This window comes from Streptomyces sp. NBC_01788 (assembly GCF_035917575.1).
Classification (GTDB): Bacteria; Actinomycetota; Actinomycetes; order Streptomycetales; family Streptomycetaceae; genus Streptomyces.
The window spans coordinates 2,062,358-2,089,317 of sequence record NZ_CP109090.1 but is presented as its reverse complement, the minus strand read 5'-3'; the positions used below and the strand labels follow the sequence as shown (position 1 = coordinate 2,089,317).

General features: G+C 71.4%; 24 protein-coding genes. 14 read left to right on the top strand and 10 right to left on the bottom strand.

Annotated features, from left to right (window positions below; genetic code table 11):
• Position 1: 1 nt before the first annotated feature.
• The 7 genes from OIE49_RS09685 to OIE49_RS09655 all read right to left on the bottom strand — a co-directional run bounded on the left by OIE49_RS09685 (position 2) and on the right by OIE49_RS09655 (position 7,418).
• Positions 2–1,213 carry a TerD family protein gene (locus OIE49_RS09685; RefSeq protein ID WP_326806182.1) on the bottom strand — a complete coding sequence of 404 codons (1,212 nt, stop codon included), beginning with the start codon at positions 1,211–1,213 and terminating at the stop codon, positions 2–4.
• 93 nt (positions 1,214–1,306) lie between these two features.
• Positions 1,307–2,296, bottom strand: coding sequence for a zinc-dependent alcohol dehydrogenase family protein (locus tag OIE49_RS09680; RefSeq protein ID WP_326801960.1), 990 nt, complete (start codon positions 2,294–2,296; stop codon positions 1,307–1,309).
• On the bottom strand, positions 2,293–3,159 hold the full coding sequence (locus OIE49_RS09675; RefSeq protein ID WP_326801959.1) for a carbohydrate ABC transporter permease: 867 nt from the start codon (positions 3,157–3,159) through the stop codon (positions 2,293–2,295). The genes OIE49_RS09680 and OIE49_RS09675 overlap by 4 nt, the downstream gene beginning before the upstream one ends.
• The gene (locus tag OIE49_RS09670; protein WP_100569459.1) at positions 3,159–4,103 is read right to left on the bottom strand and encodes a carbohydrate ABC transporter permease; all 945 of its coding nucleotides are present in this window, start codon (positions 4,101–4,103) and stop codon (positions 3,159–3,161) included. Before OIE49_RS09670 ends, OIE49_RS09675 begins: the two co-directional genes overlap by 1 nt.
• The gene (locus OIE49_RS09665; protein WP_100569458.1) at positions 4,100–5,461 is read right to left on the bottom strand and encodes an ABC transporter substrate-binding protein; all 1,362 of its coding nucleotides are present in this window, start codon (positions 5,459–5,461) and stop codon (positions 4,100–4,102) included. Before OIE49_RS09665 ends, OIE49_RS09670 begins: the two co-directional genes overlap by 4 nt.
• A gap of 107 nt (positions 5,462–5,568) precedes the next feature.
• Entirely contained in the window at positions 5,569–6,339 is a 771-nt protein-coding gene (locus tag OIE49_RS09660) for a DeoR/GlpR family DNA-binding transcription regulator (protein WP_326801958.1), read from the bottom strand.
• 269 nt (positions 6,340–6,608) lie between these two features.
• Positions 6,609–7,418, bottom strand: coding sequence for an NAD-dependent epimerase/dehydratase family protein (locus tag OIE49_RS09655; protein WP_326801957.1), 810 nt, complete (start codon positions 7,416–7,418; stop codon positions 6,609–6,611).
• A 256-nt stretch (positions 7,419–7,674) separates the two neighbouring features.
• On the opposite strand from OIE49_RS09655, the gene OIE49_RS09650 reads away from it, so the two are divergent.
• Positions 7,675–8,874: a hypothetical protein gene (locus OIE49_RS09650; protein WP_326801956.1), complete on the top strand. Its 1,200-nt coding sequence runs from the start codon at positions 7,675–7,677 to the stop codon at positions 8,872–8,874.
• Here the strand turns inward: OIE49_RS09650 and OIE49_RS09645 are convergent.
• Positions 8,811–10,043, bottom strand: coding sequence for an MFS transporter (locus OIE49_RS09645; protein ID WP_326801955.1), 1,233 nt, complete (start codon positions 10,041–10,043; stop codon positions 8,811–8,813). The genes OIE49_RS09650 and OIE49_RS09645 overlap by 64 nt on opposite strands.
• Positions 10,044–10,586: 543 nt before the next feature.
• Here OIE49_RS09645 and OIE49_RS09640 point away from each other — a divergent pair.
• The 12 genes from OIE49_RS09640 to OIE49_RS09585 all read left to right on the top strand — a co-directional run bounded on the left by OIE49_RS09640 (position 10,587) and on the right by OIE49_RS09585 (position 23,914).
• Positions 10,587–11,174, top strand: coding sequence for a TIGR03086 family metal-binding protein (locus tag OIE49_RS09640; RefSeq protein ID WP_326801954.1), 588 nt, complete (start codon positions 10,587–10,589; stop codon positions 11,172–11,174).
• A 273-nt stretch (positions 11,175–11,447) separates the two neighbouring features.
• Entirely contained in the window at positions 11,448–12,116 is a 669-nt protein-coding gene (locus tag OIE49_RS09635; RefSeq protein WP_100569633.1) for a GntR family transcriptional regulator, read from the top strand.
• Positions 12,113–13,021 (top strand): dihydrodipicolinate synthase family protein, encoded by a 909-nt coding sequence (locus OIE49_RS09630; protein ID WP_326801953.1) that lies wholly within the window; start codon positions 12,113–12,115, stop codon positions 13,019–13,021. The genes OIE49_RS09635 and OIE49_RS09630 overlap by 4 nt, the downstream gene beginning before the upstream one ends.
• Positions 13,018–14,757, top strand: coding sequence for an L-arabinonate dehydratase (gene araD / locus OIE49_RS09625; protein WP_326801952.1), 1,740 nt, complete (start codon positions 13,018–13,020; stop codon positions 14,755–14,757). Before OIE49_RS09630 ends, araD begins: the two co-directional genes overlap by 4 nt.
• 133 nt (positions 14,758–14,890) lie before the next feature.
• Positions 14,891–15,823, top strand: a complete 933-nt coding sequence (locus OIE49_RS09620; protein WP_326801951.1) for a carbohydrate ABC transporter permease — start codon at positions 14,891–14,893, stop codon at positions 15,821–15,823.
• Complete coding sequence (locus OIE49_RS09615) at positions 15,820–16,704, top strand: carbohydrate ABC transporter permease (RefSeq protein WP_398144691.1); 885 nt, start codon at positions 15,820–15,822, stop codon at positions 16,702–16,704. Before OIE49_RS09620 ends, OIE49_RS09615 begins: the two co-directional genes overlap by 4 nt.
• The gene (locus OIE49_RS09610) at positions 16,701–17,930 is read left to right on the top strand and encodes a Gfo/Idh/MocA family protein (protein WP_326801950.1); all 1,230 of its coding nucleotides are present in this window, start codon (positions 16,701–16,703) and stop codon (positions 17,928–17,930) included. The genes OIE49_RS09615 and OIE49_RS09610 overlap by 4 nt, the downstream gene beginning before the upstream one ends.
• Entirely contained in the window at positions 17,927–18,787 is an 861-nt protein-coding gene (locus OIE49_RS09605; protein WP_326801949.1) for a PmoA family protein, read from the top strand. The genes OIE49_RS09610 and OIE49_RS09605 overlap by 4 nt, the downstream gene beginning before the upstream one ends.
• 144 nt (positions 18,788–18,931) lie before the next feature.
• The gene (locus tag OIE49_RS09600) at positions 18,932–20,272 is read left to right on the top strand and encodes an ABC transporter substrate-binding protein (protein ID WP_326801948.1); all 1,341 of its coding nucleotides are present in this window, start codon (positions 18,932–18,934) and stop codon (positions 20,270–20,272) included.
• A 145-nt stretch (positions 20,273–20,417) separates the two neighbouring features.
• Positions 20,418–21,725, top strand: coding sequence for a pectate lyase family protein (locus tag OIE49_RS09595; RefSeq protein ID WP_326806180.1), 1,308 nt, complete (start codon positions 20,418–20,420; stop codon positions 21,723–21,725).
• A gap of 86 nt (positions 21,726–21,811) precedes the next feature.
• Positions 21,812–22,963: a pectinesterase family protein gene (locus tag OIE49_RS09590; protein WP_326801947.1), complete on the top strand. Its 1,152-nt coding sequence runs from the start codon at positions 21,812–21,814 to the stop codon at positions 22,961–22,963.
• A 153-nt stretch (positions 22,964–23,116) separates the two neighbouring features.
• Positions 23,117–23,914, top strand: a complete 798-nt coding sequence (locus OIE49_RS09585; protein WP_100569444.1) for an HAD family acid phosphatase — start codon at positions 23,117–23,119, stop codon at positions 23,912–23,914.
• Between the two features lie 63 nt (positions 23,915–23,977).
• Here OIE49_RS09585 and OIE49_RS09580 read toward each other — a convergent pair whose 3' ends face one another.
• Positions 23,978–24,457: a GNAT family N-acetyltransferase gene (locus OIE49_RS09580; RefSeq protein WP_326801946.1), complete on the bottom strand. Its 480-nt coding sequence runs from the start codon at positions 24,455–24,457 to the stop codon at positions 23,978–23,980.
• A gap of 3 nt (positions 24,458–24,460) precedes the next feature.
• Complete coding sequence (locus OIE49_RS09575) at positions 24,461–25,234, bottom strand: IclR family transcriptional regulator (RefSeq protein ID WP_100569442.1); 774 nt, start codon at positions 25,232–25,234, stop codon at positions 24,461–24,463.
• 167 nt (positions 25,235–25,401) lie between these two features.
• On the opposite strand from OIE49_RS09575, the gene OIE49_RS09570 reads away from it, so the two are divergent.
• Positions 25,402–26,928 (top strand): aldehyde dehydrogenase (NADP(+)), encoded by a 1,527-nt coding sequence (locus tag OIE49_RS09570; protein ID WP_326801945.1) that lies wholly within the window; start codon positions 25,402–25,404, stop codon positions 26,926–26,928.
• The last annotated feature ends 32 nt before the right edge of the window (positions 26,929–26,960 follow it).

Below are 26,960 nucleotides of genomic sequence, written 5' to 3'. Positions count from 1 at the left end.
CCTACAGCGCCTGGGCCGCGGGCTTCACCATGTTCCGCACGGTGCGCGCCTTGACGAAGTCGCCCATGGCCGTCATCTCCCACTCGCCGGTGAACTGACGGATGAGCTTGGCCATCAGCACCCCGGTCTGCGCCTCGGCGTTGGTGAGGTCGAAGCGGACCAGCTCCTCCTCGGTGGTGGCGTCCACCAGGCGGCAGTAGGCCTTGGCGACATCGGTGAACTTCTGGCCCGAGAAGGAGTTCACGGTGAAGACCAGGCCGGTCACCTCCTGCGGCAGGCGCCCGAGGTCGACCACGATCACCTCGTCGTCGCCCGCGCCCTCGCCGGTGAGGTTGTCGCCGGAGTGCTTCACGGCGCCGTTCAGGATGGTGAGCTTGCCGAAGTAGCAGCTGTCGATGTGGTTGCGCTGCGGGCCGTAGGCGATGACCGAGGCGTCCAGGTCGATGTCGGCGCCGCGGTACGCCGGTTCCCAGCCGAGGCCCATCTTGACCCGGGCGAGCAGCGGGCGGCCGCCCTTGACCAGGGACACGGTCTGGTTCTTCTGGAGGCTGACCCGGCCCTTGTCCAGGTTGACCTTCCCGGCGCCCGGGGCGGGGGCGGCCGACGGGGCCGGGGGAACCGGAGGGGCGGCCGGAGACTGCGCGGCGGGCGCCGGGGGCGGCGGGGTGAGCGGCCGGGGCGGGACGGCCGGCTGCGGCGGGGCCACCGGGGCGAGGGCCGGTTCCTCCACCGTCACTCCGAAGTCGGTGGCGATGCCCGCGAGTCCGTCGGCGTACCCCTGGCCGACGGCCCGCGCCTTCCACTGGCCGCCGCGCAGATAGATCTCCACGACCACCAGCGCCGTCTCGGTGCCGAGCTGCGGCGGGGTGAAGGTGGCCAGCACCGAACCGGTGTCCGCGTCGCGGACGGTGGCCGTGGGCTCGATGCCCTGGAAGGTCTGCCCGGCGGCGTCCGGGCTCGCGGTGACCACGATCTTCTCGATGCCCGGCGGCACCGCGGTGGTGTCCACGGTGATCGCGTCGGGCGCGCCGCCGCCGCCCGAACGGTAGGTCACGCCCGGCCCGGACGGCTGGTTGTAGAAGATGAAGTCGTCGTCCGAGCGCACCTTGCCGTCGGCGGTGAGCAGCAGGCCCGATACGTCCAGCCGCACCGGAGCGGCGACGTCGACCGTCACACGCGCGACGGCCAGCGGGATGTTCGAGCCGGGGGTCATAGCTGTCATGTGGGAGGTAACGAGCGAGGGCGCTTTACCGTTCCCTTACCCGGCAAACGGGTGAGGCGGCGCAACGCCCGCAACCGGTGCTCGCTACGGGATCACCACGATCTTCCGGCCCACCCCGGAGGCGAACTGGTCGAGCGCCTCCGGGTACCGCTCCAGCGGGATCCGGTCACTGATGAAGACCTCGGGGTCCAGCACCCCGGCCGCGAACAGTTCGGCGGCCCGTTCGAAGCTGTGCAGCACCGCCATGGAGCCGGTGATGGTGATCTCCTGGTTGTAGATCCGGTACGGGTCGATCATCACCCGGGTCGCGTAGTCGGCCACCCCGAACTGGAGGAACGTGCCCGCCTTGGCCACCCGGTCCAGGCCGTCCTGGATCGCCGCCGCGTTGCCGGTCGCGTCGATCACCACGTCCCAGCCCCGCGGCCGGTCCAGTTCGTCGGCGTTCGCCGCGGACGCCGACACGCCCAGCTGCCGGGCCGTCTCGAGGCGGGCCGGGTTCACGTCGACCACGTCGACGCTGGCCGCGCCGGTCCGCTTGGCCAGCTCCAGCATCATCAGGCCCATGGTCCCGGAGCCGTAGATCAGCACGTTCGAGCCCAGGCGCGTGCGCAGTACGTCGTAGCCGCGGACCGCGCACGACAGCGGCTCGATCAGGGCCGCGTCCTCGGTGCGGATGTGCTCGGGCAGCTTGACGCAGTTGGCGACCGGGGCCACGGCGTACCGGGCGGCGCCGCCCGCGGTGGTCACGCCGATCGCGGCCCACCGCTCGCACATGTTGTTGTGCCCGTCGCGGCAGTAACGACACTCGTAGCAGTACAGCGACGGGTCGACCGCCACCCGGTCGCCGACCGAAACCTCCGTGACCTGCGTGCCGACCGCGGCCACTTCGCCGGCGAACTCGTGCCCGGGCACGATCGGCAGCTTGGGCGCGAACTCGCCCTGGAGGATGTGCAGATCGGTGCCGCACAGCCCGCAGGCCGCCACCTCGACGACGACCTCGCGGGGCCCCGGCGTCGGGTCGGGGACCTCGGTGACGACGGCGCGGCCCACGGACTCGATGACGGCGGCCTTCATTTGACGGCTCCCAACGACAGGCCCTGGACCAGTTTGTCCTGGGCGGCGAACCCCGCGGCGAGCACCGGCAGGGAGATGACGAGCGACGCGGCGCACACCTTGGCCAGGAACAGGCCCTGGCTGGTGATGAAGGTGGTGAGGAACACGGGGGCGGTCTCGGCGACCACGCCCGTGAGGACCCGCGCGAACATCAGCTCGTTCCAGCTGAAGATGAAACAGATCAGGGCGGTCGCCGCGATGCCGGGCAGGGCGATCGGGGCGACCACGCGGCCCAGCACGGTCGGCAGCCGGGCGCCGTCGATCTGGGCGGCCTCGATGATCGCGGCCGGGACCTCGGACAGGAAGGACTGCATCATCCAGACCGCGATCGGGAGGTTCATGGCCGTGTAGAGGATGACCAGCGCCCAGATGTTGTCGAGCAGGCCGGTGTTCTTCGCGAACAGGTAGATCGGCAGCAGACCGGCCACCAGGGGCAGCATCTTGGTGGACAGGAAGAAGAACAGGACGTCGGTCCACTTCTTCACCGGCCGGATGGACAGCGCGTACGCGGCGGGCAGCGCGAGGAGGAGGGTCAGCAGGGTGGAGACCAGCGAGGCGGTCATGGAGTTGATCAGCGCGGGCCAGGGACTGGCCCCGCCGGTCACCCCGAAGAACTGCCGGTAGCCGTCCAGCGTCAGCGAGGCGGCCACCGACGGCGGGTTGGTCGCCGCGTCCGCCTCGGAGTGGAAGGACGTCAGCACCATCCAGAGCAGGGGCAGCACGAACACGAGCCCGGCCAGCCAGGCGACGACGCCCAGGGCCGCACCCCGGAACCGGCCGCGCGGTTTGCCGTACCGCAAGGCGGTGGTGTCTACGGTGGCCATCAGCGGGACACCTCCTCACGGAACAGCGACGACACCACGCGCAGCGCGAAGGTCGCCAGGATGATCGAGCCGATCACGACGATGACGCCGGCCGCGGAGGCGAGGCCGTTCTCGTGCGCCTGGTAGAAGGTCTGGTAGATCGTGTACGGCAGGTTCGCGGTGCCCAGGCCGCCGGAGGTGATGGTGAACACCGCGTCGAAGTTCTGCACGATGTAGATCGAGCCGAGCAGCACGCCGAGTTCGAGGTAGCGGCGCAGATGCGGCAGGGTGATGTGCACGAAGATCTGCCAGTTGCTCGCGCCGTCCATCCTGGCCGCCTCGAGCAGTTGTGAGTCGCGGCTCTGCAGTCCGGCCAGCAGGATCAGCATCATGAACGGGGTCCACTGCCAGATCAGCGCGGCCTCCACCGCCATCAGCGGCATCTCGGAGATCCAGTCCGGCTGCACCGCCCCGTCCCCGCCGATGGCGTGCAGGATGCCGTTGAACAGCCCGTACTCCGGGTTGAACAGCAGGTGCTTCCACATCAGCGCGGCGGCGATCGGCACCAGCAGGAACGGCGCGATGAGCATGGTGCGCACGGCGGCCCGGCCGCGGAAGCGGCGGTCGAGCAGCAGCGCGAGGAGCAGGCCGAGCAGCAGGCTGACCAGCACCACGGTGACAGTCAGCAGGATGGTCGTCCACACCGAACTGCGCAGGTCGGCGTCGCTCAGCACCTCGCCGTAGTTGGCGAATCCGGCGAAGTGGCGCCGGTCCGGGTAGAGCGCGTTCCAGTCGAGGAACGAGATGACCAGGGTCGCCACGAAGGGCAGCTGGGTGACGACGATCATGAAGATCAGCGCCGGCAGCAGGGGCGCCCGGGTGGCCCAGGCGCGCATGCGGTTCGGGCGCCGGGCCGCCGGCCGTCCGGAGACGGCGGCGGCGCGGGCCGGGGACGTCAAGGTCATGACCCCTCGTACTTCTGGGCGACGGCCTCGGCGAGCTTCTGGGCCTTCGTCAAGGCGCTGTCCACCGACTGGCGTCCGGCGATGGCGGAGCTGATCTCCTGGGAGACCTTGGTGCCCAGGTCGGTGAACTCGGGGATGCCGACGAACTGGATGCCGGGCGCGGGCCGGGGCTGCACGCCCGGGTCCTCGGGCTTGGCGTTCGCGATGGCGTCCCGGGTGACGTCCGCGAACGCGGCGGCCTCCTTGCGGTACTCCGGGATGTCGTAGGTCGAGGCGCGCTTGCCGGCCGGGACGTTGGACCAGCCCGCCTTCTCGCCGGCGAGCTTCTCGTAGTCCTTGCTGGAGGCCCAGGAGATGAACTTCCAGGCGTTCTCGGAGTTCTTGGACGCCTTCTGGATGCCCCACGCCCAGGTGTAGAGCCAGCCCGAGCCGTCGGTCTTCTCGACCGGGGCCGGGGCGTAGCCGATCTTGCCCTTGACCGGAGAGCCGTCGGCCTCCAGGGAGCCGGCTCCGGCGGTGGCGTCGTACCACATGGCCGTCTTGCCCTGGGTCATGTTGTTCAGGCACTCCGCGTAGCCGGACTGGGCGGCACCGGCCTCGCCGTGCTTGCGGACCAGGTCGACGTAGAACTGGGTGGCCTCCTTGAACTCCTTGGAGTCCAGCCGTGCCGTCCAGTCCTTGTCGAACCAGGTGCCGCCGAAGGTGTTCACCACCGTGGTCAGCGGTGCCATGACCTCGCCCCAGCCCGGCAGTCCGCGGAGGCAGATGCCCTTCATGCCGGAGCCGTCGACCTTGGCGGCCAGATCGGCGACCTGCTTCCAGGTGGGCTTGGCCGGCATGCTCAGGCCCTTCTTCTCCAGGACGTCCTTGCGGTACATCAGGAAGGAGGACTCGCCGTAGAACGGCTCGCCGTACAGCTTGCCGTCCTCGGCGGTGAGCGCCCGGGTCATCGGGGGGAGGATGTCGGCCTGGTCGAAGGCGGTGTCCTTCTTGACGTAGGCGTCCAGGGGGTGCAGCCACCCGTTCTTGGCGTAGATCGGGATCTCGTAGTTGCTCAGGGTGGCGACGTCGTACTGCCCGGCCTGGTTGGCGAAGTCCTGGCTGATCTTGTCCCGGACGTCGTTCTCCGGCAGGACGGTGAAGTTCACCTTGATGCCGGTGTCCTTGGTGAAGTGGGCGGCGGTCAGCTTCTGCAGCTCCACCATCTGCGGATTGTTCACCATCAGGACGTTGACGGAGCTGCCGCCGGCGGATCCGGACCCGCCGGCGCCCGAGCAGGCGGCGAGCGGAGCGATCAGCGTCCCTACCGCCGCCACGGCGAAGAGGGTCCGTGGCGAGCGTCGGCTCTGGGTTCGCATGGGTACTCCAGGAGATGTTGACACTAATGGGGACTTGAGGGGGGACGAGAGCGCCTCGCGGGGCGGGTGAAGGGTGAGGTTCAGCGGGGTGCCGGGCGACTCGGCGGTCAGACCCGGATGACCTGTGGCCCGAGCAGGGAGTAGCGGTTTGCCTCGGTCGCCGGGAGCAGGGTGCTCGTCACGATCGCCTCCAACGCGCCGACTTCGGCGAACCGGCAGAAGCTGACCGCCCCGAACTTGGTGTGGACGCCCGCGAGCACCACCCGGCGCGCGGCCCTGACCGCCTGCGCCTTCACCTCGCTCACCGCCGGGTCGGGCGTGGTCAGACCGTGTTCGCGGGAGATGCCGTTGGCGCCGATGAACGCCAGGTCGATGACGAAACCGGACAGCATCTTCGTCGTCCAGTGGTCCACGGTGGCGAGGGTGCCGGAGCGGACCCGGCCGCCGAGCAGCAGCACGGAGATGGTGCCGGTCTCGGCGAGCGCGCCCGCGACCGGCAGGGAGGCGGTGACCACGGTCAGCGGCCGGTCCCGGGGCAGGGCCTCGGCGATGAGCTGCGGGGTGAAGCCCTCGTCGACGAAGACCGTCTCGGCGTCCCCGAGCAGTTCGGCGGCGGCGGTCGCCACCCGGCGCTTCTCGGGTACGTGGCTGGTGGCGCGGAAGGCCAGGGTGGTCTCGAAGCCGGCGCTCTCCACGGGGTAGGCGCCTCCGTGGGTACGGCGCACCAGACCGTGGTCCTCCAGGGAGCGCAGGTCCCGCCGGACGGTCTCCTTGGCCACGCCCAGGTCGGTGGCGAGCGCGGTGACGTCGACCGATCCGGTGGCACGCGCCAGCCGCACGATCTCGCGCTGGCGCTCCTCGGCCGTCCCGTGGCTCATGGGTCGACCACCCGCTTCCTGGTTTCGATGCCCGTTCGGGCTCGGTGCGGCCCTTGCCGGATGTTCTACAGCGGGTAAGCGGTTCTGACCAGGCTTGTTTTGGGTTCGCTCCTGCCCGTTTACGTCCGTTCGGCTCGGCTGGTGCCCGCCTCGGACCTGCAAGGGGGTGTTCCGGGACGTGGGAACGGGCAACGCGGATGCCCGAATACGAGGGCGGGCGGGCCCGTTCGGAGCCCGCCCGCCTTTTGCTGCGTCGATTTTCCGCCGCGTCAGTATGGCCAGATGGGCGGGTCCGTCACGAAGGGGCCGCCGATGTGGAGATGGGCCTTGTTGTCCGGGTCGAGCTCGCCCTGCTCGGCGATCAGCTTTTCGGCGTACGGCTCGGAGTCGTCCTGCGGTTCGTAGCCGAGCGCCCGCGCACTGGTCAGGTCGAGCCACAGGCGGGTGTTGGCGGACGCGCCGTAGACGACGGTGTGGCCCACGTCCTCGGCGGTCAGGGCCGCGTGGAAGAGGCGGGCGCCGTCGGCGGGGCTCATCCACATGGAGAGCATCCGCACACTGGTCGGTTCGGGGAAGCAGGAGCCGATGCGCACCGATACGGTCTCCAGGCCCTGCTTGTCCCAGTAGAGCTGGGCGAGGTCCTCGCCGAAGGACTTGGACAGGCCGTAGAAGGTGTCGGGGCGGCGCGGGGTCCCGATCGGCAGGAGCGGCTCGCCGGGGCCGGGGTGCGGGGTGTGGCCCACCACGTGGTTGGAGGAGGCGAAGACGATCCGCCGCACGCCCTCCTCGCGGGCCGCCTCGTACAGGTGGTACGTGCCCTCGATATTGGCCTTCAGGACCTTCTCGAAGGGGGCTTCCAGGGAGATGCCCGCGAGGTGGATGATCGCGTCGACGCCTCGGACGGCCTCGCGCAGTGCCTCCCGGTCGGAGAGGTCCGCGACGATCGCGTCCGGCTCGTCCTCGATGGGCCGCATGTCCAGCAGGCGCAGCACGTAGCCGTAGTCGGGCAGCAGGCCCCGCATCAGGGTGCCGAGCCCGCCGGCGGCGCCGGTGAGCAGAACGGTGCGGGGAGCGGGCATCCTCGGTCTCCTTGAAGGGGTCGTTCTTGTGTGTGGACACGATTCACATGGATGGACACGCTATGAAGAGTGTCCGTACCCCGTCAAGTGTGTCGCGAACACGCGAAATCCGCTCCCTAGTTGCCGGTTCGCCCGCTTGACCTGCCCGAATGGGGGCTCCTAACGTGATCGCGTTCATGAACGTGGACATTGCTCAGAAACATGCACTCGCCCGGCTGATCGAGCGCGGCAGCGTGCTGCTCGACGAGGAGGAAGCGTGAAGACCTCGGCCTTCGTCTACCCCTGGGACGTGAACGGCGATCCCGAGGCGCCCGGCCGTCTGGCCGCCCTCGGAGTGGAACAGGTGACGCTCGCCGCCGCCTACCACTCCACGCGCGCGCTGACCCCCCGCCATCCGCGCCACCGTGTGGTCACCGCCGAGCACGCCGCCGTGCTGTATCCGGTGGACGACCGTTGGGAGGGCCGCACGCCGCGTCCGTACCCGGCCGGCGACTGGGCGCCCGGCGACGCGTATGGCGAGGCCGCGGCGGCCCTGGCCGAGGCCGGTCTGGAGGTGCACACCTGGGTCGTCCTCGCGCACAACTCCCGCCTGGGCGCCGAGCATCCGGACACCTCCGTCGTCAACGCCTACGGCGACCGCTACCCGTGGGCGCCGTGCATCGCCCAGCCCGCCACGCGCGCGTACCTGACCGAGCTGGCCGCCGAGGCGGCCGTCCGCCCCGGGGCGCGCGGCACCGAGCTGGAGTCCCTCGGCTGGTACGGGCTCGCCCATCTGCACGCCCACGACAAGACCGCCGGGGTGGGCCTCGGGGAGTCCGGGCAGTACCTGATGTCCTTGTGCTTCTGCCCCGCCTGCCGCACCGGGTACGGCGAACAGGGCCTGGATCCGGACGAGTTGGCGCACGCCGTACGCTCCGCCCTGGAACCGGTGTGGCGGGGGGCGCCCTCCGGCGGGGGTGCCGCCCGGCCGAGCGGAGGCGGGACCGGGGGAGGCTGGGCCGGGGTGGTGGAACTGCTCGGCGAGAGCAGGGCGGACGCCACCCGCGCATGGCGCGACCGGACCGCGCGCACCCTCCAGGAGGCGGCGGTCGCGGCGGTCCGCGCGGCGGCGCCCGATGGCTTCCAGGTCCTTCTGCACGCCGATCCGGTGTCCTACCACTGCGGCGCCAACGCCGGTGTCGACCCCGCTCACATCCTGTCCGTGGCGGACGGCGTGGTGGTGCCGTGCACGGGCGGTTCCGGCCTGCTGGCCCCGTTTGCCGAACAGGGCCGCCCGGACGCCGTCCTGGCCGCCAACTTCACGATCGTCTCCGGCATGGGAGGCAGCCCGGGCACCCTCGCCGAGGACGCGGGCCGCGCGCGGGACCTGGGGGCAGGCGAACTTCGGCTGTATCACGCGGGGTTGGCCTCGGACGGCGACCTGGAGGCGGTGCGGTCGGCGCTGCGGGGCCTGTGAAGCAGCATCAGTGACGTGGCCGACAGGCCGAGGGCGAGGAGGGCCAGGAGCACCGGCAGGTAGACGACGCCGACCATGGCCGCACCCGCGGCCAGGCCGACGACGTTGGGGGCGAAGAGCAGCGTGTTCGCGGTGGCGGACGTCCGGCCGAGCAGTTCCGCCGGTGTCTCCTGCTGTACGGCGGTGAACGCGGCGATCAGTACGCACGGCAGTCCGGCACCGCTCACCAGGCTGCTGACCAGGGCCACCGGGTCGGACGGGATCACGCGCAGGGCCACGCCGGCCGCGGTGAGGGCGATGCCGAAGGCCGCGAAGCGGCGGCTGCCCAGGCGGCGCAGAGCGGTGCCCGAGGCGAGACCGACCGCCACCGAACCAGCGCCCTGGACGGCGTACAGCGCCCCGGCGTACGCGGGCGCGTGGCCGAGGCGGTCGACGACGGCGTAGATCAGCGCGCCGGTCACGCCGGTGAGCAGCATCGTGGCGCCGCCGGCCAGCACCAGGGGCCGCAGTCGCGGGTGGGACCACAGATGGCGGGCGCCCTCGGCGCTCTGCGCGCGCCAGGAGCCCTCGGGCCGGCGGGGCTCGTCCTCGCGGACCCGCAGCATCGCGTACAGCCCGGCGGCGAGCAGGAACGTGACCGCGTCCAGCAGGGCCACACAGCGGCCGCCGTACGCCGCGTACAGGCCGGCGCCCGCCAGTGGAGCCAGCAGCTTCATGCCCTCGTTGGCGGTCATCCGCAGCCCGTTGAAGTCGCCGAGCAGCCTCGCGTCGACGGCGGTGGCGACGAGCGCCGACTGCGCCGAGTCCTCCACGACGCCCGTGGCGCCGTAGAGGAACAGCACCCCGTACAGCACCCAGACGCGGCCGGGGGCGTCGACGGTGAGGAGGATCGGCAGCAGCGCCGCCAGCAGCAGGTTCGTGCCGATCAGCATCGGCCGCCGGCGGGTGCGGTCGGCGAGCGTGCCGAGCGCCGGGCCGGCCAGGGTCGGCGCCCACATCGCCAGCAGGCACAGCGCGGCCAGCCCGTCCGAGCCGGTGAGGTCCTTGACCCACACACCCGAGGCCAGCCACAGCGCCGAGGTGCCGAAACCGGACACCACCACAGCGGCCAGACACACCCCCGCCGCACGGTCGCGCAGCACCCGCACCAGGGTCCATTCAGTCGTCATACGGCCCGATCGTCGCCCTAAGGACCCGCCCCACGGATCCGGCAGATGCCGTAGAACCCGGGCCCGCCCGGCCGGCGATCCGCAGGTGGGGTCGGTCATGTCACGGGGTGATGGGCGGGCGGCTCGCGTCGGTGGGTGCCGGGTTCCGGCCGGGCCGAACTCCGTTGGAGCCGTGGGGGCGTGCTGTCGGGGCACGGCCGGGTACCGGCGGTCCCGCTCCGGGACGGTTCGCGGCGCTGGGTTCGCCGCGGTGGGGGCGGGGCGTCCGAGCCTGTGCCCCGGCTGCCGGGCGTCGTGGTGTCGCGCGGGTGCCGAGTCCGGATCGGGCGGGAGTGTGCGGTCGTGCCGCCGGGGCGTGGCTCGGTAACGGCGGTCGTGTGTCAGGGACGGCCGTCGCGGATGGTCCGCGTCGGTGGGGGAGCCGGGTGTACGAGCACGCGCCCCGCCTGGCCGCCCGGCCGCCGGGCCCCGTCCGTGCGGCGATGAGTTTCGGGGGCGGCGGCGGTCCACCTCCTGTACGTGAGACGCAGGACTGGAGGAACGATGAACGACACGATCATCGATCTCGGGCCGCAGGCCCGAGTCGTGGCGAGGCTGGCCGAGGCGGTGCGCGAGGAGCAGCTCGGCGCGGTGACACCGTGCCCGGACTGCGCGGTGCGCAACCTGCTGGGGCACCTGCTCGGCCTGGCCGTGGCCTTCCGCGACGCCGGCCGCAAGGACCTGGGCGTCACGACCGACACCAGCCCGGACGCCGCCGCACCCGACATCGGCCCGGGCCGGCGCGAGGAACTGCCCAAGGCCCTCGACGAGCTCGCCGAGGTCTGGCGCGACCCGGCCGCCTGGACCGGCATGACCCGCGCCGGCGGCGTGGACCTGCCGGGCGCGGTCGCCGGGGCGGTGGCCGCCGACGAACTGGTGATCCACGGCTGGGACCTGGCCCGGGCCACCGGCCAGGACTACGACCCCGACCCCGCCGCGCTCCAGGCGTCGTACAGCTTCCTGCGCGCGGCGGCCGACGACCCGAACCGGGGCAACGGCCCGTTCGGACCCGTCGTCCCCGTCCCCGAGGACGCTCCACTGCTCGACCGTGCGGTGGGCCTGAGCGGCCGTGATCCCGGCTGGAAGCCCTGAACCGCCGAATCGCAGTGCACCTCGTCCACGCGCCCCGCGACCGCACCCGGCGGTCGCGGGGTTTCTTCGCGCCGCCCGGTGCCGGACACGGTCCTCGGCGGTCCGCGGCCGGGGTGCGGCGGGATTTTCCTGTGTCGGAGGCATTGACGAAACCGCTTGCCCCTCTTACCTTCATCGCGTCGTACTTCGTACGTCATATATGAGACGCGATACGCGAGTTCGGAAACTCGCGATCCGAGCCGTGATGTGATCGACGAGATCCGAGAGGCGCGCATGACCTCTGTGCCCACGCCGATCCCCTCCCGCACGCAGGTCGTGCTGGAGGGGATCAAGCACCGCATCCTCACCGGGCTGCTGACGCCCGGTCAGGCCCTGGTCGAGACCGAACTCGCCGCTCAGTTCGGGGTGTCCAAGACCCCGGTGCGCGAGGCGCTGAAGACCCTGGCCGGCACCGGACTGGTCGTGATGAACCAGTACAAGGGCGTCACGGTGCGCGAGGTGGACGCGGACATGGCACTCGAGGTCTACGACGTGCGGCTGCTCCTGGAACCGGAGGCACTGAGGCGTTCGGTGCGCCGCGGTGCCTCCCTGGACGCCGCCCGTGACGCGCTGAAGCGGGCCGACGAGGCCGTGGACACCGCCGAACGCTCCCTCGCCAACCGCGAGTTCCACCGCGCCCTCTACCTGCCCTGCGGCAACCCGCTGCTCGGCCGGATGCTCGACGAGGTCCGCGACCAGGCCGCCCTCGTCTCCGCCGTCGCCTGGTCCGCCGACCCCTCCTGGGACCGGGAGGCCACCGAGCACCGGGACATCCTGCGGCTCGCCCTGGAGGGCGACGCCGACGGCGCTGCCCGCGCCCTCCACGCCCACATCGCGTCGTTCGTGCAACGGGCCTTCCCCTCAGCGGAGTCGAAGGCCCAGGGAGAGGACGGTCAGGCATGACAACGGCGTTCGAGACCCAGCGGGCGGCACTGGCCGACGTGGTGGCGATCCCGGTGACCCCGTTCACCGAGGACGGCGGCGTCGACGGCGCCACCTACCGGACCCTGCTGCGCCGCCTGCTCGACGGCGGCATCACCACCCTCACGCCCAACGGCAACACCGGCGAGTTCTACGCCCTCACCCCCGAGGAGCGCCGGCAGGTCACCGAGATGACCGTCGAGGAGGCCGGCGACCGGGCGAGCATCCTCGTCGGCGTCGGCCACGACGTGCCCACCGCGATCGCCACCGCCCGGCAGGCCCACGAGCTGGGCGCGCAGATGGTCATGGTCCACCAGCCCGTGCACCCCTACGTCTCCCAGGGCGGCTGGGTCGACTACCACCGCGCCATCGCCGAGGCCGTGCCCGAGCTGGGCGTCGTCCCCTACATCCGCAACGCCCAACTGCCCGGCGCCCGCCTGGCCGAACTCGCCGACGCCTGCCCGAACGTCATCGGCGTCAAGTACGCCGTCCCGGACGCCACCCGCTTCGGTGCCTTCGCCCGGGACGCGGGACTGGACAGGTTCGTGTGGGTCGCGGGACTCGCCGAGCCCTACGCGCCCTCCTACTTCTCCGCCGGCGCCACCGGCTTCACCTCCGGCCTGGTCAACGTCGCCCCGGCCGTCTCCGTCAGCATGCTCCGGGCGCTCAGGGCCGGCGACTACCCGGCCGCCATGAAGGTCTGGGAGCGGATCCGCCGCTTCGAGGAGCTGCGCGCGGCCAACGGGTCCGCGAACAACGTCACCGTCGTCAAGGAGGCCCTCGCCGCGCTCGGCCTGTGCCGCCGGGACGTGCGCCCGCCGAGCAAGCCGCTGCCGGAGAGCGAACGCGCCGAGGTCGCCGCCATCGCCGCCGGGTGGTCCATATGAGTGCCCGGCCGAGCGAAAGGCGCCCGGAGGACCTGCGCAGCCACCAGTGGTACGGCACCGACGGCCTGCGCTCCTTCAGCCACCGCGCCCGCACCCGCCAGCTCGGCTACCTGCCCGAGGAGCACCTGGGCAAGCCGGTCGTCGCGATCCTCAACACCTGGTCCGACATCAACCCCTGCCACGTCCACCTGCGCGACCGCGCCCAGGCGGTCAAGCGCGGGGTGTGGCAGGCGGGCGGCTTCCCGCTGGAGTTCCCGGTCTCCACGCTCAGCGAGACCTTCCAGAAGCCGACCCCGATGCTCTACCGCAACATGCTCGCCATGGAGACCGAGGAGCTGCTGCGCTCCTACCCGGTCGACGGCGCGGTCCTGATGGGCGGCTGCGACAAGTCCACCCCCGCCCTCCTGATGGGCGCCGCGAGCGTCGACCTGCCCACCGTATTCGTGCCCGCCGGGCCCATGCTGCCCGGCCACTGGCGCAGCGAGGTCCTCGGCTCCGGCACCGACATGTGGAAGTACTGGGACGACAAGCGGGCCGGACTGATCGGCGACTGCGAGATGGCCGAACTGGAGAGCGGCCTGGCCCGTTCGCCCGGTCACTGCATGACCATGGGCACGGCCTCCACGCTGACCGCCGCGGCCGAGGCCCTCGGCGTGACCGTCCCCGGCGCCTCCAGCATCCCGGCCGTGGACTCCGGGCACGACCGGATGGCGGCGAAAGCGGGCCTGACGATCGTCGAACTGGTCCGCAAGGACCGCAAGCTGAGCGAGATCCTCACCCGCGAGGCGTTCGAGGACGCGGTCACCACCGTCCTCGGCCTCGGCGGCTCCACCAACGCGGTGATCCATCTGATCGCCATGGCGGGCCGCGCGGGCGTCACGCTCACCCTCGACGACTTCGACCGCATCGCCCGCACCGTGCCGGTCCTCGCCAACGTCCGCCCCGGCGGACAGAAGTACCTCATGGAGGACTTCCACTTCGCCGGCGGCCTGCCCGGTTTCCTCTCCCGCATCCCGGACCTGCTCCACCTGGACCGGCCGACGGTGTCGTACGACACCCTGCGCGAGCAGCTCGCCGGCGCGCGGGTGCACGACGACGACGTGATCCGGCCCCGCGACAATCCGGTCGCGGACGAGGGCGGCGTGGCGGTGCTGCGCGGCAACCTCTGCCCGGACGGCGCCGTCATCAAGCACATCGCCGCCGAACCGCACCTGCTCGAACACACCGGGCCCGCCGTCGTCTTCGACGACTACCGGACCATGCAGCGCACCATCAACGACCCGTCGCTCGGCATCACCGCCGACAGCGTGCTCGTGCTGCGCGGCTCCGGACCCAAGGGCGGACCCGGAATGCCCGAGTACGGCATGCTGCCCATCCCCGACCACCTGCTCAAGCAGGGCGTGCGGGACATGGTCCGGATCTCCGACGCCCGTATGAGCGGCACGAGTTACGGCGCCTGCGTACTGCACGTCGCCCCCGAGAGCCACGTCGGCGGACCGCTGGCGCTGGTGCGCACGGGCGACCGGATCACTCTCGACGTCAAGGCCCGCACTCTCCGACTCCACGTGGACGACGAGGAGTTGGAGCTCCGCAGGGCCGAGTGGACGCCGCCGCCCGCGCGGTACGAGCGGGGCTACGGCGCCCTGTACTCCGAACAGATCACCCAGGCCGACACCGGCTGCGACTTCGAGTTCCTGGCCCGGCCCGGAAAGGTGCCGGACCCGTACGCCGGATAGCCGGCCCCGCCCGGGACCGGGAGACAACCACCCCGCCCCCCCTGCCCACTCCGCGGAAGCGCCTCACCCACGTGTACATAGCAAGCGCTTCCTACGGACCGCTGTACTGCCCCACTGCGAACGGAGAACAGTCGTGGCCCAAGCCGCAGCCGTGGCGAAACCGCCCGCGCCACCCCGGCGGCGCGGTGCCTCCGCCACGCCGCGCAGGCTCCCGTACCTGCTGATCGCCCCGGCCGCCCTGCTCATGCTGGGCTTCATCGCCTACCCGGTGCTCAGCGTCTTCTACTACAGCCTGCAGAACTACAACCCCACCAAGCCGTGGCGGAACGGATACGCGGGCTTCGACAACTTCGTCCACGCCTTCACCCAGGACCCCCAGTTCTGGGACACGCTGATCTTCAGCGCCAAGTGGGTGGTCGTCGAGGTCGGGCTGCAACTGCTCTTCGGACTCGCCCTCGCCCTGATCGTCAACCAGACCTTCGTGGGCCGCGGGATCGGCCGGGCCATGGTGTTCTCCCCGTGGGCCGTGTCCGGCGTGCTCACCTCCGCGATCTGGGTGCTGCTCTACAACTCCCAGACCGGCATCACCCGTTACCTCGCCGACATGGGCATCGGCTCCTACGGCACCAGTTGGCTGTCGGACACCTCCACGGTGTTCCCGGCGGCGGTGGTCGCCGACCTGTGGCGCGGGGTGCCCTTCTTCGCCATCCTCATCCTCGCCGACCTCCAGTCCGTCTCGAAGGACCTGTACGAGGCCGCCGAGGTCGACGGGGCGAGCCGGCTCAAGCAGTTCTGGCACATCACCCTGCCCCATCTGAAGGACGCCATCGTCCTGTCCACGCTGCTGCGCGCGGTGTGGGAGTTCAACAACGTCGACCTGCTCTACACCCTGACCGGCGGTGGACCGGCCGGCGAGACCACCACCCTGCCGCTCTACATCGCCAACACCAGCGTCGACGCCCACAACTTCGGCTACGCGTCCGCCCTGACCACGGTGGCGTTCGTCATCCTGCTCTTCTGCTCGATCGTCTATCTGCGGCTGAGCAAGTTCGGAGGTGAGAAGTGATCACCGAGATCGCGCCCGCGCCCGAGCGCGCGGTGTCCGGACCGGCCCGGCCGCGCGGCACGCGCCGCGCCTGGGACGAGGTGCCGCGGTGGCACATCTATCTGCCGCTGTCCGTGTACCTGCTCTTCACGCTGATCCCCTTCTACTGGATCCTGCTGTTCGCGCTGCGCCCGGCCGGCTCCACCTCGCTCGTGCCCTGGCCGATGACCTTCGACCACTTCGAGAAGGTGTGGACCGAGCGGAGCTTCGGCCTCTACTTCCAGAACAGCGTGCTCGTCGGCGTCGCGACCCTGGTCCTCACCACGGTCGTCGCCCTGGCCGGCGGCTACGCGCTCGCCCGGTTCGACTTCCGGCTCAAGCGCGGCTTCATGCTGGCCCTGCTCTGCTCCCAGTTCGTGCCCGGCGCGCTGCTGCTCGTCCCGCTCTTCCAGATCTTCGCCAAGCTGTCGATGATCAACTCGCTGGGCAGCGTCATCATCGCCGAGACCGTCTTCCAGTTGCCGCTGTCGATGATCCTGATCAGCGGCTTCATCAAGAACGTGCCCCCCTCCCTGGAGGAGGCCGCCTGGGTGGACGGCTGCAACCGCTTCTCCGCCTTCCGGATCGTCGTCCTGCCGCTGCTGCGGCCCGGGCTGATCGCCGTCGGCTCCTTCGCCTTCGTGCACGCCTGGAACCACTTCCTGTTCGCCCTGATGTTCCTCTCCGACCAGAGCAAGCAGACCATCCCGGTCGGCCTCAACACCCTGATGAGCGCGGACAGCGTCGACCTGGGAGCGCTGGCCGCCGGCGGCATCGTCGCCGCCGTACCCGTGGTGATCGTGTTCGCCTTCATCCAGAAGTGGCTGATCACCGGCTTCAGCGCGGGGGCGGTGAAGGGATGACGGCCACCACGCCGCCCACGGCGACCAGCACGCCGACGGCGACCCCCGATCCGACGGCGACCGGCTCACCGACAGCCGCCACCGCGCCCCTGCCGGTCGTGCTCGCCGGTGCCCGCGGTCACGGCCGCTGGCACCTGGACAACATCCGCCGGCTCCAGGAGAGGGGCCTCGTACGGCTCGTGGGCATCTGCGAGCTGACCCCGCTGACCGGGGACGAGATCCCCGACGGGCTCGGCACCCCGGCGCAGGCCGCCGACTTCGGCGCCCTGCTGGACGCCACCGGCGCGCGGATCGCGGTGATCTGCACGCCCATCCCGACCCACACCGACCTGGCGCTCACCGCCGCAGGCCGGGGTGTCCACCTGCTGCTGGAGAAGCCGCCCGCCCCCTCGTACGCGGAGTTCCGCCGCATGGCCGACGGGGTCGCCGAGGCCGGGGTCGCCTGCCAGATCGGCTTCCAGGCGCTGGGCTCGCACGCGATGCCCGCGATCCGGGAGCTGGTCGCCGACGGCGTGATCGGGACGGTCGACGGGGTCGGCGCGGCGGGCGCCTGGGCGCGCGACGAGGCCTACTACCGGCGGGCGCCCTGGGCGGGCAGACGCCGTCTGAACGGCGTCGACGTGGTCGACGGGGTGCTCACCAACCCCCTCGCCCACGCCGTCTCCACCTCGCTCGCCCTGCTCGGCGCCACCCGCGCCGAGGACGTCACCGGCATCGAGACCGAGCTGTGGCGGGCCAACGCCATCGAGGCCGACGACACCTCCTGCGTCCGCGTCACCACCCCGCACGGCCGGGCCGCCGTCGCGGCCACCCTGTGCGCCGAGCGCCCCGACGACCCGTACGTCATGGTGCACGGCAGCAGCGGCCGGATCACCTTCTGGTACAAGCAGGACCGGGTGCTGCTGCAACGGGCCGGCCACGGCCCGGAGGAGTTCGAGTACGGCCGCACCGACCTGCTGGAGAACCTGGTCGACCACCTGACCACCGGGGCGGGACTGCTGGCCCCGCCCGCCTCAACGGGCGCCTTCATGCGGGTCGTCGAGGCGATCCGCACCGCCCCCGATCCCGCCGCGCTGCCGGACCGTTCCTGGCGGCGCCCGGCCGGCGAGGACCGCCGGGTCGTGCCCGGCGTCGACGGACTCGTCGCGGCCGTCGCCGACACCCTCTCCCTGTACTCCGAACTGGACGTCGACTGGGCGTTGCCGAAGGAGGTGACCGTGGGATGACGGACTCCCCGGTCCTGCGCGTGGCGGGCCGCCCGGTCGCGCGCTGCGTCACCCGTCCCGAGCTGCCCGGCCGGCGCTCCCCGCGCCCGTATCTGCACCCCGTCACCACCCTGGCCGGCACGGCGGTCACCGAACTCGGCCCGGCCGATCACCTCCACCACCTCGGCGTCGGTGTCGCCGTTCCCGATGTCGAGGGGCACAACTTCTGGGGCGGGCGCACCTTCGTGCGCGACCGGGGCCCGACCGAGCTGGACAACCACGGCGCCCAGCGGCACATCGGCTTCCCGCTGCGCGAGGCCGACCGGTTCACGGAGGAGCTGCGCTGGGTGGCCGCGGGCCGCGAACTGCTGCACGAGCGCCGGACCGTCGCGGCCACCGGACTCACCGCCACCGCCTGGGCCCTGGACTTCACCTTCGCCCTCACCAACGTCACCCCGCGGGCGCTGTCGATCGGCAGCCCCGCCACCAACGGGCGCCCCGGCGCGGCGTACGGCGGCTTCTTCTGGCGGGCCCGCAAGGAGGAGCAGCCCCCGCTCGTGCTCACCGCCGACGGGGACGGCGAGGCGGCGGCCCACGGCACCCGCGCCGACTGGCTGGCCCTCGTCGGCAGCACCTGGACGCTGGTGTTCGCCGGCGCCACAGGCGCCACCCGCGAGGACCCCTGGTTCGTGCGGGCCGCGGAGTACCCGGGAGTCGGCTCGTCGCTGGCGGCGGAGCAACGGCTCGCGATCGAGCCGGGCGGGACGGTCCTGCGCCGGGTCGTCACCGTCGTCGCCGACGGACGGCTCGGCCGGGACGAGGCCGGGGAGCTGGCTCGCGAGGCGGCCCTGTCGTCCCCGATGCCCGACGAGCCGTAGCCCACCCGCAGTCATCAGCCGGGAGCCGCCGTGGCACACCCCTTCAGCAAGCGCTTACCGAAGAGTTCTTCCACGTCTCAAGTCCCCAAGTCCCAAGCACCTCGCTCCACCTCCGAGTCGGATCCAGAAGAAGAGAGCTGATCAATGAAGATCAACATCCGTAGAAGCAGGCGCGCCGCCGTCGCCGTCGTCCTGGGTTCCGCGCTCGCGCTGACCGCCACCGCGTGCGGTGACGACGGCAGCGGCTCCGGGAAGAGCAAGGGTTCCGAGGGCTCCGGCAAGGGCGAGATCACCTTCTGGGACAACAACGGCGGTGTGCGCACCGACGTCTGGAAGCAGATCATCGCGGACTTCGGGAAGAAGTACCCGGACATCAAGGTCAACTACGTCGGCATCCCGGCCGCGAGCGCCCAGTCCAAGTTCGACACCGCCATCCAGGGCGGCGGTCTGCCGGACGTCGGCGGTGTGGGCACCGCGGTGCTCGCCGAGATCGCCGCCCAGGGCGCCCTCGAGCCGCTGGACGGCCGGCTGGCCAAGAGCGAGCTGAACGGCAAGCTCAGCGAGAACGTGCTCGGCGTCAGCAAGGCGGCGGGCGGCGGCGACACCCTGTACCACGTGCCGACCTCGGTGAACAACGGCACGCTGTGGTACCGCACCGACCTGTTCGAGAAGGCGGGCCTGGACGCGCCGACCACCTGGGGCAAGTTCTACGAGGCCGCGGACAAGCTCACGAACAAGGGCAAGAACGCGTTCGGCTTCACCATCCGCGGCGGCGAGGGGTCCATCGCGCCGGCCCTGGACGCGGTGTACGGGCAGTCCGGCATCACCTCGTTCTGGGACGGCGACAAGACCACCGTCAACGACCCCAAGAACGTGACGGCGCTGGAGAAGTACGTCGCGCTGTACAAGAAGGACACCCCGTCCGCCGACGTCAACAACGACTTCACCAAGATGGTCGCCCAGTGGGACAGCGGCACCATCGGCATGCTGAGCCACAACCTGGGCTCGTACCAGGACCATCTGAACGCCCTCGGCAAGGACAAGTTCCGCGGCGTCCCGAACCCCACGCTGGACGACGGCACCCGGGTGCAGGTGTCCAACCCGGTCGACGGCCTGGGCCTGTTCAAGGCGAGCAAGAACAAGGCGGCCGCCTGGAAGTTCATCGAGTTCGCCGCCTCGGCCGCGGAGAACTCCAAGTTCAACGAGTCCGCCGGGCAGGTGCCGACCAACGTCGACGCCGCCAAGGACGCCTGGATCCAGCAGGCCGAGCCGACGAAGCTGGCGGCCGAGGCGCTGAACGGGGCCGACACGAAGATCGTGCAGCTCCCGTACTACCTGCCCGACTGGAACACCATCTCCAAGGCCGACAACGAGCCGAACTTCCAGAAGGTGCTGCTCGGCAAGATGAGCGCCAAGCAGTTCCTGGACACGCTGGCCGACCAGCTCGACAAGGCGCAGGCCGAGTGGAAGCAGAACAAGGGCTGACGCCGGCCGGTGAAACGAAGGCGGACGGTCCGGGAACCCGAGGCCGCATCCGGGTCTCGGACCGTCCGCGGCGGGGCGCGCGGTTCCCCGCGCCCCTTCTCGTCCCAACTCCCCGTTGAAAGAGGATCGTAGAGTGCGTACTTCAATGTGTCATGCGCGCGTCATCGCGATGACGGTGGGCTGCGCGGCGCTGGTACTGGCCGTCACCGGTACCACGTCCGCCGCCGCGGCCCCCAAGGCCGCCGACCCCGCCCGCCAGGTGCTCGCGGCCAAGGACGGCTGGGCCTCGTACGGCACCGGCACCACCGGCGGCGGCACGGCCGACGCGGCCCACACCTACACCGTCACCACCTGGGACGGCTTCAAGGCCGCGCTCGCCGCGGGCGGCAGTGCGCCCAAGGTCATCAAGGTCAAGGGCATGGTCGACGCCGACGGCCCGAGCTGCTCCGCCTTCGAGGTGCCCGGCTACGACTTCGACGCCTACCTGGAGACCTACTCGCCACAGGCCTGGGGGCGGGACCGGAACCTGGACGGTGAGCCCGACAACAGCCCCGAGGGCCTGCGCCGTGCCTCCGCCGCCCTCCAGGACAAGTACATCAAGGCGAACATCCCCGCCAACACCACCATCGTCGGCGTCGGCAAGGACGCCGGCTTCAAGGGCGCCAGCTTCCAGATCAAGAACGTGGACAACGTCATCGTCCGCAACCTCACCCTGGAGAGCCCGCTGGACTGCTTCCCGCAGTGGGACCCCACCGACACCGCCGACGGCAACTGGAACTCCGAGTACGACAGCGCGGTGATCACCGGCTCCACCCATGTGTGGATGGACCACAACACGTTCACCGACGGCGAGCACCCCAACAGCACCCTGCCGTACTACTACGGCCGGATCTTCGAGCAGCACGACGGCGAGCTGGACATCGTCAAGGGCGCCGACTACGTGACGGTCTCCTGGAACGTCTTCGAGGACCACGACAAGACCATCCTCATCGGCAACAGCGACAGCGCGTCCACCGCCGCGATCGACCGGGGCCACCTCAAGGTGACCCTGCATCACAACCTGTTCAGGAACCTGGTCGAGCGGGCCCCGCGCGTCCGCTTCGGGCAGGTCGACTCCTACAACAACCACTACGTGGCCGAGGCCGGCTTCGGCTACAGCCTCGGCATCGGCATGGAGTCCCAACTCGTCGCCGAGCACAACGCGTTCACGCTGGCACGGGGCGTCGGGGCGGGCCAGATCCTGAAGAAGTGGAAGGACTCGCCGGTCACCGAGTCCCACAACTACGTCAACGGCAGGCTCACCGACCTGATCGCCGTGCACAACGCCCAGGTGCCCGACGAGATCCTCCAGCGGGGCGGGGACTGGACCCCGGCCCTGCGCACCCGGATCGACAACCCGAAGGCGCTGCCCGGGATCGTCGACCACCAGGCGGGCGCCGGCCGCCTGCGCTGACGCTCACCTTCCGGCGGGCCGGGCGCGTCCTGCGCCCGGCCCGCCACCGCCGACCCGCCCGGCCCATCCCGCGAAGGAGCACCCGCATGCCCTCGCCCCACCTCCGTCCGTCCCCGCCGTCACTGCCCGGAAAGGGGCTGTCGAGAAGGGGACTGCTGCTCGCCGGTGCCGCCGCCGGCGCCGCGCTCGGTTCGGCAGCCGTGCCCGCGCGGGCCGCCGCCCGGCCGCATCCGTTCGGCCGCCACGGCTCACCGGCCGACCGTCGCACCCCGCGCACCCTCTACGTCGACCCGCACGGCCGCGGCGACTTCACCCGGGTGCAGGCCGCGGTGGACGCGGCCGCCGGCGGCGGCTGGACCCTGGTCCTCGCGCCGGGCACCTACCGGGAGACCGTCTCCGTGGACACCGCCCGAACCGACATGACCTGGATCGGCGCCACGGGCGACGCCCGCGACGTGGTGATCGTGTACGACAACGCGGCCGGCACCCCCAGGCCCGACGGCGGCACCTACGGCACCAGCGGATCGGCCACCACGACCGTCCAGGCGGACGGCTTCACCGCCCACCGGATCACGTTCGCCAACGACTGGCTGCGCGCGGACCACCCCGGCGTCACCGGCACCCAGGCCGTCGCCGTCAAGGCGCAGGGCGACCGCTCGGCGTTCTGGCACTGCCGCTTCCTCGGCCACCAGGACACCCTGTACGCCGACACCAGGTCCCTGACCGCCTTCGCCCGCCAGTACTACGCCCACTGCCATGTCGAGGGTGACGTCGACTTCGTCTTCGGCCGGGCGACCGCGGTGTTCGAGCACTGCCACTTCCGCGCGCTGGACCGCACCGACCTGGCGGCGCCGCCGTACGGCTTCGTCTTCGCGCCCTCCACCGCGGTCGCCAACCCGCGCGGCTACCTGGTCACGCACGGCCGGGTCACCAGCCGGGCCCCGGACGGCGGCTACAAGCTCGCCCGCCCCTGGGTGCCCAGCTCGGACACGACCGCCCGGCCGATGCTGACCGTCCGTGACACATGGCTCGGCGCAGGTGTCGACACGGTCGCGCCATACGCCAATATGTCGGATATGTACCCCTGGCAGGACCAGCGTTTCGCCGAGTACCGCAACTCCGGGCCCGGTGCGCGGATCACCGTACCGGCCAACCGCCCCCAGCTCGCCCGGTTCGAGGCCCGGGCGGCGACCCGGGAGGCGTATCTCGGCGACTGGACGCCGTGGCGGGGGCGCTGACGGTGCCGCGGCGGCGGTGTTGACGGTGCGTGACCGGGCGAGGTGAACGGCGGGTTGCGTAGGCGAATTGTCTGTACCGTCAGATATCGATAGGGCAAAAGGTACCCCGCACGGTCTCGCGCATCCAAGGGTGACGCGCGTAGAAAACGACTCATGCACAAGCCACTGCGTATCGCGGCCCTCGCCGCCACCTGCGCCCTCACCGGTGCCGTGATCTACGGCGCCGGTGCGGCCACGGCAGGTCAGACGACCGCCAACTCCACCCACGAGCCCTACAACATCGGGCTCCTCACCCAGGACATCGACACCTACTACGGCACCAAGCTCGACAGCGACGGTGTCTACCAGGCGTCCCCGGCCAGCCAGTACGCCAAGGACCTCGCGGCCGTCGACGCCGAGGCCAGGAAGTGGATCGACAAGGCGGCGGACAAGGCGGGCCACAAGGGCCAGAAGAAGCCGGCCGTCGTCTTCGACATCGACGACACGCTGCTGCTCAGCCTGGACTACGAGAAGAAGAACAGCTACGGCTACAACAGCGCCACCTGGGCGGCCTACGTCAACCGGGCCGACCGTCCGGCCGTCTTCGGCAGCCCCGAGCTCGTGCAGTACGCCGCGAAGAAGGGCGTCACGGTCTTCTACAACTCCGGGCTCAGCGAGGCGCAGCGCTCCGCCGCCGTGGAGAACCTGAAGAAGGTGGGTGCCGACGTCAACCTCGACGCCGCGCACATGTTCCTCAAGGACGCGGCCAACCCGCCGTCCTACCTGAAGGACTGCGCCACCCCGGGCTCCTGGACCTGCACGACCGTCCAGTACAAGTCCGGCACCCGCAAGCACATCGAGGACCTCGGGTACGACATCGTCGCCAACCTCGGCGACCAGTACTCCGACCTCGACGGCGGCCACGCCGACCACACCTTCAAGCTGCCGAACCCGACGTACTTCGTCGGCTAGTCAAGGCTCGTGCCCCGCCCGCTCCACGAGACCGGGCGGGGCACGCCCTGTGCGCGCCCGCCGTCATCCGGCGTCGGCCCGCAGCGTCAGCACCACCTCGTCGATCTCCTCGCCGCGTGCCTCGGCGAACCCCCGGGCCCGCGCCGACTCCCGGAACCCGCACTTGGCGAGCACCCGCAGCGAACCGGCGTTGTCCGCCGCCGCCCGCGCGTACAGCGGGCGTTCGGGAACCTCGGCCAGCAGGGCCCGCAGCGCGGCCGTGGCAACGCCCCGGCCCCAGTAGGCGCGGTCCACCCAGTAGGTGACCTCGCGCTCACCCGGCTCGCCGTAGACGGCGGCGCTGCCGACCACGTCACCGTCCAGCAGGACGGTGCGCAGCACGACGGACGAGGCGCGCATCCCGCGCCAGTGCGCCGCGAAGGCCTCGTGGTCGGCCGGGTCCTTCGGGGTGAAGGCGGCCATCCGCAGCGCCTCCGGGTCGTTCATCTGCCGGAAGAACACCGGCAGATCACTGTCGTGGACCTCGCGGAGCACGACCTCCATGTCTCACAGCCTCCGGGTGGCGAGCGTCAGTCGGTCACGGGCGTCGAAGAGAGCATCCTTCACCATCTGCTCGTGCGCCGGCGTCAGGCGCGCCACCGGGACCGAGCAGCTCACCGCGTCCCGGGCCGGGGTGCGGTACGGGATCGCCACCCCGAAGCAGCGCAGACCCAGGGTGTTCTCCTCGCGGTCGACGGCGTACCCCTGCTCGCGGATCCGATGCAGTTCCCCGATGAGCCGCTCGCGGTCGGTGATGGTGTGCTCGGTCAGCGCGGGCAGCGTCTCGGGGAGCATCTTGCGCACCTGCTCGTCGGTGTATGTGCTCAGCAGCGCCTTGCCCAGCGAGGTGGAGTGGGCGGGCAGGCGGCGGCCGACCCGGGTGAACGGGCGCAGATAGTGCTGCGACTGGCGGGTTGCCAGGTAGACGACGTTCGTGCCGTCCAGGCGGGCGAGGTGGATCGTCTCGGTGGTGTCGTCGGACAGCCGGTCCAGCGTGGGACGGGCCGCCGCGACCACCTCGTCGCCGTCGATGTAGGACGTGCCGACGAGCAGCGCCCGCACGCCGATGCCGTAGCGCGTGCCGGTGGCGTCGGTCTCGACCCAGCCCAGCTCGACGAGTGTGCGCAGCAGCATGTACAGGCTGGACTTGGGATAGCCGACGGCCTCCTGGACCGCGGCCAGCGAGTGCATACCGGGTTGGCCGGCGAAGAACTCGAGCAACTCCACGGTCCGTACCGCGGACTTGACCTGCGCACCGCCGCCTGCGTCGCCTGCCGACATCGCCCTGGACCCCTTCGTTCGACGAGAAGCTGGAGATATAGTCTCCGGCAGTGCATTCACCATCAGAGACAGCGTTCAGCATATCGAACGGGCTGGTGGTGACCCCGAATCCGGTCGACCGTAGGGACCGGCCGGATACTTCGGCAAGACATGTGGAGGGATCCGCGGTGGCAGCACCAGTCTGGAGTGTCGACCCCCGTAACGGGAAGCAGCGGGAACAGGTCGCGGTGGAGGCCACGGCGCAGGAGGTGGACGCCGTCGTGCGGGCCGCGCACGAGGCGCGCGCGGCGCTCGCCGACCGTGCCGTCCGCGCGGCCTTCCTGCGCTCCGCCGCCGACCGCCTTGAAGGGGCCCGGGACCGGCTCGTCGAGGCCGCCGACGCCGAGACCGCGCTCGGACCGGTCCGGCTCACCGGCGAACTGGCCCGCACCTGCTATCAGTTGAGGGCCTTCGCGGACATCGTCGACGAGGGCGCCTTCCTCGACGTGATCATCAACCACCCCGACGCCGACGCGACCCCGCCGATCCCGGACCTGCGCCGCCACAAGGTGCCGCTCGGGGTCGTCGCCGTCTACTCCGCCTCCAACTTCCCGTTCGCCTTCTCGGTCGCCGGCGGCGACACCGCGAGCGCGCTCGCCGCGGGCTGCCCCGTCGTCGTCAAGGCCCACCCCGACCACCCGGCCCTGTCCGAGCTGGTCGCGAGGGTGCTGCGCGGGGCGGCCGCGCACCACGGCGTCCCCGAGACCGTGATCGGCCTCGTCCACGGCTTCGAGGCGGGCGTCGAGCTCGTCCGGCACCCGCTGGTCGCGGCCGCCGGCTTCACCGGTTCCGTACGCGGCGGCCGGGCCCTGTTCGACGCCGCGGCCGCGCGGCCGGCGCCGATCCCGTTCCACGGCGAGCTGGGCTCGCTCAACCCGGTCCTCGTCACCGAGGCGGCTGCCGCCGAGCGGGCCGAGGCCATCGGCGCCGGGCTGGCCGGCTCGATGACGCTGGGCGTCGGGCAGTTCTGCGTGAAGCCCGGACTGGTCCTCGTGCCGTCCGGAGCCGCGGGCGACGGCCTGGTGAAGTCCCTCACCGACGCCGTCAGCGACACCGACCCGGGCGTCCTGCTCGACCACCGGATGCGCGACAACTTCCTCACCGGCGTCGCCGAACGCTCCGCACTGCCCGGAGTCGAGTCGCCGGTCACCGCGGGCGCGGGCGGCGAGCACTCGGTCAGCGCGGGCTTCCTGACCGTCCCGGCCGCGCGGCTCACCGAGGAGGGGCAGTACGACCTGCTCCTGGAGGAGTGCTTCGGACCGGTCACCGTGGTGGCCCGCTACGAGGACGAGACCGAGGTCGAGGCCGTCCTGTCGCGGCTGCCCGGCAACCTCACCGCGACCGTGCACCTGTCCGCCGAGGAGGCGGCCGGCCAGGGGCGCGGTGCCGAACTGCTCGCCCGGCTGACCCCGCTCGCCGGACGCGTGCTCGTCAACGGCTGGCCGACCGGTGTCGCGGTGGCCGCCGCCCAGCACCACGGCGGCCCCTACCCGGCGACGACGTCGACCTCCACCTCCGTGGGCGGTACGGCGATCGAGCGGTGGATGCGTCCGGTGGCGTACCAGAACGCCCCGGAGGCACTGCTGCCGCCCGAGCTGCGCGACGACAACCCGCTCGGGCTGCCCCGCCGCTTCAACGGCCGCCTGGAGCGCTGACCGCGCACCGTACGGAACCGGATCGCCGGGCC